The 13,393-nt window shown below is 69.7% G+C and carries 12 protein-coding genes; 8 read left to right on the top strand and 4 right to left on the bottom strand.

Annotation, left to right across the window (positions count from 1 at the left end):
• The first annotated feature begins 7 nt into the window (after positions 1 to 7).
• Genes ddaH through ABEA24_RS08005 form a run of 6 tightly spaced genes read left to right on the top strand, consistent with a single transcriptional unit; the run spans position 8 to position 6,417 of the window.
• Positions 8 to 880 carry a dimethylargininase gene (gene ddaH / locus ABEA24_RS08030; RefSeq protein ID WP_345430028.1) on the top strand — a complete coding sequence of 291 codons (873 nt, stop codon included), beginning with the start codon at positions 8 to 10 and terminating at the stop codon, positions 878 to 880.
• Positions 873 to 1,199 carry an avidin-fold protein gene (locus ABEA24_RS08025; RefSeq protein ID WP_345430027.1) on the top strand — a complete coding sequence of 109 codons (327 nt, stop codon included), beginning with the start codon at positions 873 to 875 and terminating at the stop codon, positions 1,197 to 1,199. The genes ddaH and ABEA24_RS08025 overlap by 8 nt, the downstream gene beginning before the upstream one ends.
• Before the next feature lie 13 nt (positions 1,200 to 1,212).
• Positions 1,213 to 3,018 (top strand): ABC transporter substrate-binding protein, encoded by a 1,806-nt coding sequence (locus ABEA24_RS08020; protein WP_345430026.1) that lies wholly within the window; start codon positions 1,213 to 1,215, stop codon positions 3,016 to 3,018.
• Between the two features lie 15 nt (positions 3,019 to 3,033).
• Positions 3,034 to 4,275, top strand: a complete 1,242-nt coding sequence (locus ABEA24_RS08015; protein WP_345430025.1) for an ATP-grasp domain-containing protein — start codon at positions 3,034 to 3,036, stop codon at positions 4,273 to 4,275.
• A complete protein-coding gene (locus ABEA24_RS08010; RefSeq protein ID WP_345430024.1) occupies positions 4,272 to 5,504 on the top strand; it encodes an MFS transporter in 1,233 nt (410 codons plus the stop codon). The genes ABEA24_RS08015 and ABEA24_RS08010 overlap by 4 nt, the downstream gene beginning before the upstream one ends.
• 22 nt (positions 5,505 to 5,526) lie before the next feature.
• Entirely contained in the window at positions 5,527 to 6,417 is an 891-nt protein-coding gene (locus tag ABEA24_RS08005) for a TIGR03621 family F420-dependent LLM class oxidoreductase (protein WP_345430023.1), read from the top strand.
• A 61-nt stretch (positions 6,418 to 6,478) separates the two neighbouring features.
• Here the strand turns inward: ABEA24_RS08005 and ABEA24_RS08000 are convergent, their stop codons facing one another.
• The 3 genes from ABEA24_RS08000 to ABEA24_RS07990 all read right to left on the bottom strand — a co-directional run bounded on the left by ABEA24_RS08000 (position 6,479) and on the right by ABEA24_RS07990 (position 8,905).
• Positions 6,479 to 6,826 carry a hypothetical protein gene (locus tag ABEA24_RS08000; protein ID WP_345430022.1) on the bottom strand — a complete coding sequence of 116 codons (348 nt, stop codon included), beginning with the start codon at positions 6,824 to 6,826 and terminating at the stop codon, positions 6,479 to 6,481.
• Positions 6,816 to 8,045: a metal-dependent hydrolase family protein gene (locus ABEA24_RS07995; RefSeq protein WP_345430021.1), complete on the bottom strand. Its 1,230-nt coding sequence runs from the start codon at positions 8,043 to 8,045 to the stop codon at positions 6,816 to 6,818. The genes ABEA24_RS08000 and ABEA24_RS07995 overlap by 11 nt, the downstream gene beginning before the upstream one ends.
• 83 nt (positions 8,046 to 8,128) lie before the next feature.
• Positions 8,129 to 8,905 (bottom strand): DUF4386 domain-containing protein, encoded by a 777-nt coding sequence (locus ABEA24_RS07990; protein WP_345430020.1) that lies wholly within the window; start codon positions 8,903 to 8,905, stop codon positions 8,129 to 8,131.
• A 107-nt stretch (positions 8,906 to 9,012) separates the two neighbouring features.
• On the opposite strand from ABEA24_RS07990, the gene ABEA24_RS07985 reads away from it, so the two are divergent.
• Both ABEA24_RS07985 and ABEA24_RS07980 read left to right on the top strand, forming a co-directional pair.
• Positions 9,013 to 11,154, top strand: a complete 2,142-nt coding sequence (locus ABEA24_RS07985) for an ATP-binding protein (protein ID WP_345430019.1) — start codon at positions 9,013 to 9,015, stop codon at positions 11,152 to 11,154.
• On the top strand, positions 11,111 to 11,299 hold the full coding sequence (locus ABEA24_RS07980) for a response regulator transcription factor (protein ID WP_345430632.1): 189 nt from the start codon (positions 11,111 to 11,113) through the stop codon (positions 11,297 to 11,299). Before ABEA24_RS07985 ends, ABEA24_RS07980 begins: the two co-directional genes overlap by 44 nt.
• Before the next feature lie 9 nt (positions 11,300 to 11,308).
• On the opposite strand, the gene ABEA24_RS07975 is transcribed toward ABEA24_RS07980, so the two are convergent.
• On the bottom strand, positions 11,309 to 13,387 hold the full coding sequence (locus tag ABEA24_RS07975; protein ID WP_345430018.1) for an ATP-binding protein: 2,079 nt from the start codon (positions 13,385 to 13,387) through the stop codon (positions 11,309 to 11,311).
• Positions 13,388 to 13,393: the final 6 nt, after the last annotated feature.

Raw genomic sequence — 13,393 nt, 5'->3', positions numbered from 1 at the left:
AGAGTCCGTGCCAGAACAGATCGATGACACGCGCGCCGGCCGTCCGGCGCGCGTGTCCCGGCGCCGCCGTTTCCTGATGTGCCCGCCGACCCACTTCGACGTCCGCTACTCCATCAACCCGTGGATGGATCCCGGCAAGCCGACCGACGCGGCCCTGGCCGTCGCGCAGTGGGAACGGCTGCGGAGCCTGTACCTCGGGCTCGGCCACCAGGTCGAGGTGATCACTCCGTCGCCGGGCCTGCCGGACATGGTGTTCGCCGCCAACGGCGCGACCGTCGTCGACGGCAGGGTCCTGGCCGCCCGGTTCCGGCACGCCGAGCGGGCCGCCGAGGCGCCCGCCTACGCGGCCTGGTTCCGGGAGCGGGGCCATGAGGTGCACGAACCCGTGTTCGTCAACGAGGGCGAGGGCGACTACCTCGTGGCCGGCGAGCGGATCCTGGCGGGCACCGGATTCCGCACGGACCGCCGGTCGCACACGGAGGCGGAGCGGTTCCTCGGCCGCCCGGTGGTCGCCCTGACCCTGGTCGACCCGCGCTTCTACCACCTCGACACCGCCCTGGCCGTCCTCGACGACGACCAGATCATGTACTACCCGGCGGCGTTCTCCGCCGAGAGCCGCGCGCTCCTGCGCGAGCTGTACCCCGACGCGATCCTGGCGACCGACGCCGACGCGGAGGTGTTCGGGCTCAACGCGGTCTCCGACGGCCGGTACGTCGTGCTGGCCGAGCAGGCGACCCATCTGTTCGACGAATTGTGGGCACGTGGATTCGTGCCGATCGGTACGGACCTGTCGGAACTGAACAAATCCGGCGGTGGTGCCAAATGCTGCACGTTGGAATTGCGTGCGCCGTCAACCCGCAAAGGTGCTGAAAATGATTGATTACGACGGCCGCCGGTTCCGCCCGGCGGAGGCCGCCGAGAGCGGCCGGGTGGCGATCTACCGGCAGGACGGCGACCTGCTGTGGGGGGAGTTCACCGGGGGCAAGGCGCGGCGCGGCTCGCTCGCCGGCCGATGCGCCCCCGACGGCTCGCTCGACTTCGCCTACTGCATCGTCCTCGACAGCGGAGAGGTGATCTCCGGGCACTGCCGGAGCACGCCGGAGCTCCGCGCCGACGGCGGCGTCGACCTGCGCGAGGAGTGGGAGCGCTACGGCGCCCACTCCTCCACGGGCGTGTCGTACCTGACCGAGATCCGATAGCGGGAGGGACCCGATGACGCAGCAGACGACCGCCGTGGCGACGGCAGGCGGCCGGCCGAAGAAGGGCGGCGTGGTCACCTGGGCCTGCGCCCCCGGTTTTCCGCCCGCCGTGATCTTCCCGTTCACCCCGGCGGAACGCATGGGGATGCGGAACAACTACGAGTTCCAGATGCTGATGTACCGGCCGCTGTACTACTTCGGCAGCCGCGGCACGCCCGAGGTGGACTACGACCAGAGCATCGGCGAGCCCCCGCAGTGGAGCGAGGACGGCCGCACGGTGACCATCAGGGTCAAGCCGTGGAAATGGTCGAACGGCGAGACGCTGTGCGCGGACAACGTGCTGTTCTGGGTCAACCTCATGAAGGTCAAGGGCGAACGCTACGGCGAGTACGTCCCCGGCTATTTCCCGGACAACTGCACCTCGTACGGCAAGCTCGCCGACGACGTCGTCTACTTCACCTTCGACAAGCCGTACTCCAAGAAATGGGTGCTGATGAACCAGCTCAGCACTATCACCCCGCTGCCGAAGGCATGGGACCGCACCGCCGCCGGCCCGGCGAACGCCTCCGGTGACACCGCGGACGTGCTCGCCGTCTACGACTACCTGATGGAGCAGCAGGGCAACATCGTCGACGAGGGCAACGCGCACCGGACCCGCTGGCCGGACAGCCCCCTCTGGAGCGTCGTCAGCGGACCCTGGCGCCTGAAGAGCTACACCCTCGACGCCGTCGTCACCTTCGTCCCCAACGAGCACTACTCGGGGCCGAACAAGCCGTACCTGGACGAGTTCCGGCAGATTCCGATGGTCTCCGACGAGGGGGAGTTCGAGATCCTCAAGCGCGGGCCGGACGGGCCGGGCTCGGTCCAGGTCGGCTACCTGCCGCTGAGCTTCACCACGGAGCCGACCACGGACCCCACACAGGGCGGCCCGAACCCCCTCGACGAGCACTACCGGCTCGTTCCCCAGGTGGCCTACTGCATCCGGTACACCAGCCTGAACTTCAACAACCCCACCGTCGTCGGGAAGATGTTCAAGCAGACGTACATCCGGCAGGCCCTGCAGCGGACGCTCGACCAGGACTCGGCCGTCCACGACATCTACCACGGGTACGCCTACCGCCAGGACGGCCCCGTGCCGGTCATCCCGGTCAGCGACCTGGTCGCGCCGGAACTGGTCGGCGGGAAGGGGCCGCTGCCGTTCGACCCGGAGGCGGCGCGCGCGCTGCTCGAGGCCAACGGCTGGGACACGAGCACGACCCCGGCCGTGTGCGTGAACCCCGGCACCGGGCCGGGCCAGGCAGGGGAGGGCATCCCGGAGGGCACGCGGCTCAGCATCCTGCTCCGGTACGTCGAGGGCAGGCCCGCCCTCACGCGGTTGATGCGGAAGTACAAGGAGGACGCCGCCGCGGCCGGCATCGAACTCCGCCTGGAAGAGGTGTACGGCTCCATCCTCGTCGCGGAGGACGCCCCCTGCACGCCGGGTCCCGGCGTGCCGTGCCTGTGGGAGATGTGCTGCTGGAACGGCGGCTGGGCGTATCACTACCCGAGCGGCGAGATCCTGTTCAAGACCGACGCCGGCGGCAATTTCGGGCACTACTCCGACCCTCGCTGCGACGAACTGGTCGAGCGCACCGTCACCAGCGACGGCCTGGACGCGCTGCAGGAATTCCAGCGGTTCATCGCCGAAGAGGTGCCGGTCATCTTCAGTCCCAATTTCCCGATCCGGCTGTTCGAGGTGGACAAGAGACTCGGTGGCTTCGAGCCGGTGAATCCGTTCGGGATGCTCAACCCCGAGAACTGGTACTACACCGAGGACTAGTGGAAGGGCGGAAAAATGGCTGAGCAACGTGACCCTCTGCTGCTCGTCGTCGCGACGGGCATGCGCACGTACCGCGAATACCTGCTGCGCTCCATCGGCACCCGATTTCGCATCCACCTCTTCCACGTCAGCGAGCCGACCTGGGAGAAGGAGTACATCAGCGGGTGGACGGTCGTGCCGAGCACGCTCGACGGCCCGGCGATGGCCGAGGCGGCCGTGAAGGTCCACGCGCAGGACCCCGTGGCCGGAGTCCTGTGCTGGGACGAGGGCCGGATCCACGCCACCGCGTACGTCGCCGAGGCGATCGGGGCGCGCAACGGCGACCCGGCGGTCATCTGGCGGCTGCGCGACAAGTGGCAGACCCGCGTCGCGCTCGACGCCGCCGGTGTGCCCCAGCCGCGCTCGGTCGCGGTGAAGACCCTCGACGAGGCCCTCGACGCCGCGGAGCGGGTCGGCTATCCGGCCATCCTCAAGCCGCGCGGGCTGGGCGCGAGCCTCGGCGTCGTCCGCGTCGACGACGCCGGCGAACTCCGTGACCGGTTCGCCTTCTCCCGCGACACCAAGGCGCCGGACCCGGTCGTCTACAGCACCGACCAGCCGCTCCTCGTCGAGGAGCGCGTGACCGGCGAGGAGATCAGCGTCGACGCGCTCGTGCAGGACGGCAAGGTCACCCCGCTGTACGTCGCCCGCAAGGTCGTCGGCTACCCGCCGTACGCCGAGGAGATCGGCCACTTCGTGGACGCCGCCGACCCGCTGCTCGGCGACCCGGCGCTCCTCCAGGCGCTGCAGGACACCCACAGCGCGCTGGGCTTCCTCGACGGCTGGACGCACACCGAGTTCATGCTCACCGCCGACGGCCCGCGGCTCATCGAGGTCAACGGCCGGCTGGGCGGCGACATGATCCCCTACCTCGGGATGCTGGCCACCGGCGTCGACCCGGGCTTGGCGGCGGCGTCCGTGGCCTGTGGCCTGGCGCCGGACACCCATCCGGTGCGCCGGCGCGTCGCGGCGATCCGCTTCTTCTACGTCGACGAGGAGGACACGACCATCGGGTCCGTCGCCTTCGACGAGGACGCCCTGCCGGCCGCGATCGAGCGGGCGGTCGCGGTCGCCGCGCCGGGCGCCGTGGTGTCCCCGCCCCCCAAGGGCACCGTGTGGGGCCGGATCGCCTTCGCGATCGCCGTCGCGGACACCGCCGAGGAGTGCCTGCGCGCGCTGGACGGCGCGGAGGCCGCGCTCACCGTCACGACGGGATGACCATGGCGATCGACATCGAGGCCGAGGAGAGGGGGACCGTCGCCGTCTGGAACACCTTCCGCGAGTCACAGCTCGCGGTGAAGGTGCTCCTCGTCGGCGTCTTCCTGAGCCGGCTCGGCGGATTTCTCAACATCTTCATCGTGCTGTACCTCGCGGCCAAGGGGTACTCCACCGAACGGTCGGCGCTCGCGCTGAGCGTCTACGGCGCCGGCGGGGTGGCCGGGCTGCTCCTCGGCGCGACGCTGGCCGACCGGCTGGGAGCGCGGAACTCCGCCGTGCTCGGCATGACGGCGACCGCCGTGCTCACCGCCTCACTGCTGTACCTGCCCGGCTATCCGGCCGTGCTCGTCGCGGTGGGCCTGGCGAGCGTGGCCGCTCAGATCTACCGGCCGTCCTCGGCCGCGCTGCTCTCCGAGCTGACGCCCGAGGACCGGCAGGTGATGATCTTCGGGATGTACCGGTTCGGCCTGAACCTCGGCGCGACGGCCGCGCCTCTCCTCGGCTTCGCGCTGTTCTACCTGGGAGGCCGGGAGTACACGCTGCTGTTCTGGGGCGAAGGGCTGATCGCGCTCGCGTACGCGGTGCTGGCCCTCGTCGCGATCCCGGCGCGCTCACGTCCCGCGAGTGGCACGGACGCCTCGGCGGAGTCCGGGCCGGCCCGGTACCTCGCCATGTTCCACGACCGCCGTTACCTGCTGTTCCTGTTCGCCACGATGCTCAACGCCGTCGTCTACGTGCAGTACCTGTCCACCCTGCCGCTGGAGGTGAAGGCCGCCCACGTCTGGGTGCTCTGGTACACCGTCGCGGTCTCGCTCAACGGGCTCATCGTCGTGGTGTTCGAGCTCCCGCTGACGAAGATCTCGCAGCACTGGCCCACCCGCTTCACCGTCGGTCTGACCCTGACCCTCGTCGGCCTCGGCAACGCCTGTTACGGATTCCCGATCTCGCCCGTCGTGATCATCGGCGCCACGCTGGTGTGGACGCTGGGCGAGATCCTCGGCGGGCCGTCCGTCTTCGCCTATCCGGCGATGGCCGCCCCGCCTCCGCTGAAGAGCCTGTACATCGGCGGCTTCCAGTTCATGCACACGCTCGGTACGGCGGTGGGTCCCATCATCGGCGGCGCCCTGTTCGTCCGGCTCGGGCACGGGGTCTGGCCGGTGATGGCCCTCGCCGGGCTGGCCGCCGCCGTACTGGGCGTCGCCGCCATCCGTCCCACCGATTCCCCCTGATTCTCGTCACGAGGAGGAGACAATGCGCGACTTCCGATTCGGCTTCACCCTGGGAAACGTCTCGTCATACCGGCAGCTCACGGACACGATCGCCACCGCGGAGGGGTACGGCTTCGACATCGCGCTGGCCGTGGAGCACCTGGGCACCGGGCGGACGTCCCCGTTCCAGGGCCTGCTGGCCGCCGCGACCGTCGCGGACCGGCTGAAGATCGGCACGTACGTGCTCAACAACGGCTACTGGAACCCCACGATCCTCGCGCGGGAGGTCGCCACGGCCGCCCGGCTGAGCGGCGGCCGGTTCGAGCTCGGCCTCGGCGCCGGCATCGTCAAGGAGCAGTACGACGCCGCGCGGATCCCCTGGCACCCCTTTGGGGAGCGGATGGACCGGCTGGCGGCCACGATCGAGGAGGTCGACGCGCTGCTCGCCCTGGAGGAGGACGTCGAACGCCCGCCGCTGCTGCTCGGTGGGGCCAGCGAGCGCGCGCTCCGGCTCGCCGCGGAACGCGCCGACATCGCGAGCTTCGGCGGGCGCTTCCAGCTGCCCGGCGAGCCGCCGGGCACCATGAGGATCATCAAGGCGGCCGAGGCGGACCAGCGCGTCGAGTTCTTCCACGAGATCGCGGGACCGCGGGCCGACGAGATGGAGTGGAACGCCTTCGTCCTGGTGGTCGAGGTCACCGACGACCGCCGCGCGGTGGCCGAGCGGATCGCGGCCGAGAAGGTCCCCTACCTCCAGCTGGAGGACGTACGGGACGCGCTGGAGAGCCCCTTCATGCTGATCGGCACGGAGGAGGAGATCGCCCGGCGCATCCTGGAGAACCGGGAGCGCTACGGCTTCTCCTACATCTGCGTGCAGCGCCCGCACATGGACGTCCTCGGCCCGATCATCAAGCGCGTCCGCGACCTGGCCTGACGGTACGACGAAGCGGCCCGGCCCCCTCTTCGGGGACCGGGCCGCTTCGTCGTCGTGCCCGTCATACGGCGGCGGACCACTCCTCGATGACCCGGCGGGAGACCGGCACCAGCGTGGTGTGGTACTCCTGGATCATCTTCATCACCGGCTCTTCGTAGTTCTCCTCCCACTCCTTCGTGGCGTAGACAGCCGGCGCGAGCTCATTCCGCAGCTCCACCGACGGGAACGCGCGGATCAGGAAGTAACCGTCGTCGTCGGTCGGCGAGGGGCCGTGCGCCAGCACGGTGAGCCCGCATCTGCGCATCAGCGGAATCGTGCCGTCGCGGCTGATCCGGTGGAATTCCGGCCGCGCGTCGGGGCTCACCGTGAAAAGCCGGATCTCAAGGATCCAGTCGTCGTCACTTGACACGTCGGCCCGCCTTCCAGACACCGGTGATGTGGTCGGGTTCGGCCATGATCGCCATGTCCGTCAGGGGGTTCGCGTCGAGGATGATGACGTCGGCGTCGTAGCCGGGCTTCAGCTGTCCGGAGCGCGGCGCCTGCGGGCCCAGAGTGGCCGGGCCGTTGGCCGTCGCCGCCTCGATGATCTCCAGGGGAGTGAGCCCGATCTTGGCGAGCAGGGGCAGCTCGCGCCCGTTGCGCCCCCAGGAGTTGAGCATGTCCGGGCCGGTCGCGGAGATGTCGGTGCCCGAGGCGATCGTGACGCCCTGGTCGCGGGCGATGGCGATGGCCTCCGCGTGCCGGCCCATCGTCTCCTCGAGCTTGCGCACGGCGTACGCCGGAACCTCGGCGCTGTGGTCGAGGAGCTCCTGGAAGATGGTGCGGGTGGTGACGAGGATGGCGCCGGCCTCCCGCATGGCCACGGCAGCCTCTTCGTCGAGGTAGGTGCCGTGCTCGATCGTGGTGACGCCGGCCTCCAGCGCCGCCATGATGCCCGGCTTGCCGTGACAGTGCGCGGCGACGATCCGGTCCGCCATCCCCGCCACCTCGACGATCGCGCGCAGCTCCGCGCCGGTGAACTGCTGGTGGATCGGATGGTCGACCTCCGACAGCACACCGCCGGAGGCGTAGACCTTGATGAGCTTGGCGTTCTGGCGAAGCTGCTCGCGCGCGGCCCGTACGCACTCCGCGGGCCCGTCGACCAGCGTCAGCTCGCCGCCGAGCCGGCTGAAGTCGCGCATCCACGACACCGGGTAGCTGTGCATGTCGCCGTGCCCGCCCGTGGTCGACAGGGTCGACCCGGCCGCGTAGATCGACGGGCCTTCGACGGTGCCCTCGGCCACCGCGCGGGCCATGTGGATGCCGAGGCCGCCCACCTCACGGACCGAGGTGACGCCTGCGTTGAGGGCCGCCCGTAGGTCGCTGCCGACCCGTGCGGCCCGGAGGGCGATGGGCTCCTGGAGCATCACCGTCATGTCCGCGGACCGCAGGCCCATGAAATGCGTGTGGCTGTCCCAGAGCCCGGGCATCACGGTGGGCGTGCGGACGGCGGTGACTCCGGGCGTCGCCGGCGCTTCCGCGGCGGGTCCGGCGTAGCTGATCGTGTCGTCGTCGAGAATGACGACGGCGTCGCCGATGGGGTTGCCTCTTCCTGGAATCAATTGCTCCGCTTCGATACGCTGCAACATATCCGCAGCAAATCAAGATTCCCGGTGGATCACAATGGATCCATGCACTCATAATGTTGAACTCGACGGCGTAATAACGCATTCTAGGATGGAGTCGTGTATTGGTACGGACGCGCCCGCATCCTCCATCGCTCGGCGTCCAGGCCGACTACGAGGAGCCATAGACACAGCGATCCCTCACCGAGGATGATGGGCAGCTGGATCCAGGGGACCAGACGGGCCGCGAATCCCGGTGCCAGAAGGTCCGCGACGCTGTTCACCAGGTAGGAAACGCCGTCGATCGCCATGAGGACGCCGATGGCTCTGGGCAGGAACGTCGACCTGAGCAACAGGTACCCCACGCAGATGATGTCAAGGCCGAAGAACACGGTGTAGATGTCGTAGTCGATGCCCGACAGGTCGCTGGGCAGATATGCCAGCGCGTGCAACTGCGCCGCCGGAACGGCGTTCGTATAGGGTCTGCCGCCCAGAAGGACCGGCGATGCGAACTGGTTGAGGATGCCGGCGGCCTCGATCGCGGTCGCGACCAGTGTGAAGAACGCGTCCAGCAGGGCGAGCCTTCGGTTCACCACCTTGAATAGTTCATAGAAGATCATCGCCAACGGGACGTTGGTAACGGTGACGAGAATGTGCGCCACGAGGCTCGACCGGTAGAGGAACTCGTGGGTCTGAAGATTGTGGACCGTGGCTTCCGGGTCGGGCACGAACAACATGGCGCGAACGATGCCGATGGCGAATGCGCCCGCGACGATGTTGATCAGGTACAGGCCGCCGGCGATCCTCGCCAGCCCGCGCGGCGAAGCGCCGGCAACGGAATCCATCAAGGATTCGACTCGATGGGCCGGATTCTCGGTGGTCATGCTCGGCAAACTACGCAGTACGCGCGCCGCCGCCATCAGTGGAATCCCTGAGCCGGTACTGAGTGCGCGCAGCGGAAATCAGCGCAAGGCCGTAGTACGTTCTTCACGTGCCCAAGCCCAGCCGCCGGTCGGGCAACCTGCCCGCCGAGGTGACGAGTTTCGTCGGCCGGCGCCATGAGCTGGCCGAAGCCAGGAAGCGGTTGACGGTCGCGCGGCTGGTCAGCCTGGTCGGGCCGGGCGGTGTCGGCAAGACCCGCCTCGCGATCCGCGTCGCGGCCGATCTTGGACGCGGTTTCCCGGACGGCGTCCGGCTGATCGAACTCGCTGAGCTGCAGGATCCGGCGCTGGTCGGCAACGCCGTCGTGGCCGCCCTCGACCTGCGCGACCAGGCCGCGATCGAGCCTGTGGCCCTGATCCGGTCGTACCTCAAGGACAAGGAACTGCTGCTGGTCCTGGACAACTGCGAACACGTGCTCGACACGGCCGCTCGGCTCGTCAGCGATGTGATGAGGGCGGCGCCGGGTGTGCGTGTGATCGCGACCAGTCGCGAGCCATTGTCGGTGGCCGGTGAGCATGTGCTGCCCGTTCCGCCGCTCCAACTACCGTCACCCCAGGTCCGCGAGCCGCTCACCCGGCTGCGCCAGAACGAGGCGGTCAGGCTGTTCACCGAGCGGGCGGCGGCGTCGGGCGGCTTCGGGCTGACCGTCTCCAACCAGGAGGCGGTCGTCGACCTGTGCCGCCGACTCGACGGGCTTCCCCTGGCGATCGAGCTGGCGGCCGTCAGGACGCGGGTGCTGAGTCCCGAGCAGGTCCGCGACCGTCTGGACGATCGGTTCGCCCTGCTCACCGGCGGTAGCCGGGCTGCGCTCCCGCGCCATCAGACGCTGCGCGCCACGATCGGGTGGAGCTACGACCTGCTGGCGCCGGCCGAGCGGACGCTGTTCACCCGGTTGTGCGTGTTCGCGGGCCGCTTCACCCTGGCGGACGTCGAGGCGGTGTGCTGCTCCGGCGACCTGCCGGCGGCGGGTGCGCTGGACCTCCTGTCATCGCTGCTCGACAAGTCGTTGGTGATCAAGCAGGACGCCGGCGACGCCGTCTGCTACCGGCTGCACGAGACGATGCGGGAGTACGCGCGCCTCAAACTGCGAGAGGCGGGTGAGGAGGACGCCGTCGAACGGCGCTGCGCCGGCCATTACGAGGCGCGTTGTCGCGCCTTCGCCGCGGAGGGACGGTACCGGCTGGTCGAGTGGCTCGCCTGGATGGAGCTGGAGGTCGACAACGTCCGAGCCGTCCTGCGCGGACGCATGGACCAGGATGACCCCGGCCGCGGAATCGATCTCGCCACCAGTCTGATCTGGTTCTGGGTCACGCGCGCGACGGCCGAAGGCGTGCGATGCCTCGACGAACTGCTCGTTCGAGATGCCGAGCCGGTCGCTCACCCGTGGGCCTACTTCGTCCGTGGATTCCTCGCCGTCCTGCAGGGCGACCCGGCGGCTGCCCTGCCGGCACTCGAACGCGGCGTGGCGGCGGCTCGCGCGGCCGGACAGCCCGATGCGCTGTCGCAGTCACTCGCCATGGCGTCGATCGCCGCGAACATGGCAGGTGATCGCGTGTCATCGAGGCGGCTACTCGACGAGGCGCGAGGCCTCGCCGACGGTCTCGATGACCCGGGCGCCACGCTCATGACGCACCAGGCACGAGCGCTCAACGGCTTCCTCGACGGCGATCTCGAACTGGTCGGATCGGTGGCATCGCTGGGCGCGACGCTGAGCCGCGAGGTGGGTGACCTGTACAGCCTCGAGATGATGCTGATGAACCAGGGTTTCGCCGCGCTGATGTCCCGGGACCGAGCAACGGTTCGCCGAAGGTCTGCGGATCGCCCGCCGACTCGACGACCGGTTGGCACAGTGCTATCTGCTCGGCGCGCTGGGCTGCTGTGCGGCCCGGTCGCGCGAGCCGCGGCTGGCAGCGCGGCTCGTCGGGGCGATGGAGAACCTGCGCGCCGAAGTGGGGGCCACCATCAACGCGGGAATGGCTCCGGCGTTCTCGCATGCCACCACGGTGGCGACGGCGGCACTCGGCCCGTCGAAATTCGAGTCGGAGTTCAAGGCCGGGCAGCAGCTGAGCAGAGATGCCGCAGCGCGGCTCGCCCTCCGCGAGGCCGCCCCTCCCGCCGTCGCGGATTCAGATCATGGGAGCCCCGGAATACTCGGGAAGCGCGAGGCCGATGTCGCGCGACTCCTGGCTGAGGGCCTGACCAACAAAGAGATCGGCGCGCGTCTGTTCATATCCGAACGCACCGTCGAGAGCCACGTTCGCAACATCCTGAACAAGCTCGGCTTCAACTCGCGCGCCCAGATCGCAGGTTGGATGGCGACGTCGGATCACTCCTAGCGACTTCCATCACCCGCCGTCGGCGAGCGCGTAGGCGACGGCCTGGTCGATGGGAAGCCTGCTGCCCTCCTCGAAGGCCTTGCCGAACCGCTCGTCTCCCAGCGCGGCCCGGGCGCACTGCTCACAGAACCGGTGCCCGGCGGCCAGATGCCGCTGGGTCAGGGGTGCGGCGGTGAAACGCCAGATCGCGTGGGCGCAGCCGAGCAGCCGGGCGGCGCGTTCCGGATCGCGCTCGGAGGCGTCCCAGGCGAGGACTTCCAGGCAGTGGGCGATGCCCCACCCGTCGATGTAGGGGGAGACCCTCAGCCTCTCCCGGGTCAGCTCGCCAGCCCGCTCGTGGTCGCCGATCAGCCATTGGGCGATCCCGTACACCCCCAGCGAACGTGCGCGCGTCAACGGAGCGCCGGCCGTTTCCGCGATCTCCAGGCACTGCTCGCCGAAGGCACGGGAACGGTCGGCGTCGCCGAGAAGCGCGGTGGCGTAGGTCAGGTAACGGAGGGTCATCCATACGTCCGCGCGGTCGTCGAGAGCCCGCAGCCGGGTCAGCGCATCCTCGAAGAAGGCCACGGCACGGTGCAGACCATCGCAGAAGAACGCGTGAACGCCGCGGAGCATGACGGCATGAGCTCGGGCCGGCTCGTCACCCAGGCGTTCGGCGAGCGCGAGGCACTGGTCGATCCGCGACAGCCCCGCCTCCCATTCGGCCAGGAGAAGGGCCGTCCATCCGTCGACCCAAAGGGCCTTGGCGCGGGCCGGGCTCGGCTCCTGGTTCAAGACCAGCGCCCGATCAAGCCAGTACCGTCCCTCGCGATGGCGGACCGACATGGTCCAGTAGTGCCGCAGGGAGCCGGCGATTCGTAGCCCGGAGTCCGACTGGCCGGGCTCGCTGAGGCAGAACTCCAGCGCGGCTCGCACGTTGGCGTAATCGCGCTGCAGCAGGTCGAACCCCTCGACCTCTCCCGGGCTCAGGAACTGACACTCCGCTTGCCGGGCCAGCCCGGCGAAGTGGTCGCGGTGACGCGTCCGCACCCCCATGCCCTCACCGGACCGAGCCAGATGCTGGGCGCCGTACTCGCGGATCGCCTCCAGTAGCCGGTAGCGGCAGCCGTCCCCGGACATCGCACGGGTCAGCACGGACTTGTCCAGCAGCCCGTCCACGAGCGCGAGCACCTCCACGTCCTCGATTCCGGCGCCGGAACAGACTCGCTCGGCGTCGTCGAGGTCGAAGCCGCCGCTGAAGACCGACGCTCGCGCCCACAGCCGCTGCTCCGGCGCCGCACACAGGTGGAAACTCCAGTCGATCGCCGACCGCAGGGTCTGCAGCCGTGGCATGGCCACCCGCGCCCCCGCGCCCAGGACTTCCAGAGAGTGCTCTTCCAGGCGGGCCAGGATCGCGTCGACGGACATCGCCCGCACCCGGACCGCGGCCAGCTCGATCGCCAGTGGGATGCCCTCCAGGCGCCGGCAGATCGCGGCCACCTTCGCACGGTTGTCGTCGGTGATGGCGAAGCCGGGGAGCGCGATCGCCGCGCGTTCGGCGAACAGCCGTACCGCGCCGTCGCGCGCCGGCGGCTGATCCTCCTGCGGCACCGGCAGCGGTGCCAGCTCCACCAGCCACTCCCCGGCCACGCGCAGCGCCTGCCGGCTGGTCGCCAGGATCCGCACCCGGGGCGCGGCCCGCAGCAGGTCGGTCACCAGGCGCGCGCAGGGATCCACCAGATGCTCGCAGTTGTCCAGCACCAGCAGAAGGTCCTTGTCCGCCAGGAACCACGTCAGGGCCTCCGGCGCGGCGGACCCCGACTCGCTCGGCATCCCGACCGCGTCCCCGACCGCCCGGGCCAGGAATCGCGCGTCCTCGAGCGCGGCGAGCTCCACCAGCCGCACCCCGTCGGCGAACGTGCGCCCGAGCTGCCCTGCCACCCGCTGGGACAGCCGTGTCTTGCCGACCCCCGGCCCGCCGGTCACGGTCACCAGCCGGTGGTGCCGGAGCAGCCGCTTGATGGCGCCGACCTCACGCCTGCGCCCCACGAAACTGGTCAGCTCGGCGGGAAGGTTACCCGCCGCGCACGCCGAGTCCGAACCCGCCATGGCGGT

The organism is Actinoallomurus vinaceus (genome assembly GCF_039542055.1).
GTDB classification, from domain to species: Bacteria; Actinomycetota; Actinomycetes; order Streptosporangiales; family Streptosporangiaceae; genus Actinoallomurus; species Actinoallomurus vinaceus.
This window is presented reverse-complemented; position numbering and strand designations above follow the sequence as displayed.

Excerpts from the sequence above, each read along its gene's own strand:
- ABEA24_RS08025 (WP_345430027.1), top strand. The coding sequence starts at position 873 with ATGATTGATTACGACGGCCGCCGGTTCCGCCCGGCGGAGGCCGCCGAG.
- ABEA24_RS08020 (WP_345430026.1), top strand. The coding sequence starts at position 1,213 with ATGACGCAGCAGACGACCGCCGTGGCGACGGCAGGCGGCCGGCCGAAG.
- ABEA24_RS08015 (WP_345430025.1), top strand. The coding sequence starts at position 3,034 with ATGGCTGAGCAACGTGACCCTCTGCTGCTCGTCGTCGCGACGGGCATG.
- ABEA24_RS08010 (WP_345430024.1), top strand. The coding sequence starts at position 4,272 with ATGACCATGGCGATCGACATCGAGGCCGAGGAGAGGGGGACCGTCGCC.
- ABEA24_RS08005 (WP_345430023.1), top strand. The coding sequence starts at position 5,527 with ATGCGCGACTTCCGATTCGGCTTCACCCTGGGAAACGTCTCGTCATAC.
- ABEA24_RS07995 (WP_345430021.1), bottom strand. The coding sequence starts at position 8,045 with ATGTTGCAGCGTATCGAAGCGGAGCAATTGATTCCAGGAAGAGGCAAC.
- ABEA24_RS07990 (WP_345430020.1), bottom strand. The coding sequence starts at position 8,905 with ATGACCACCGAGAATCCGGCCCATCGAGTCGAATCCTTGATGGATTCC.
- ABEA24_RS07975 (WP_345430018.1), bottom strand. The coding sequence starts at position 13,387 with ATGGCGGGTTCGGACTCGGCGTGCGCGGCGGGTAACCTTCCCGCCGAG.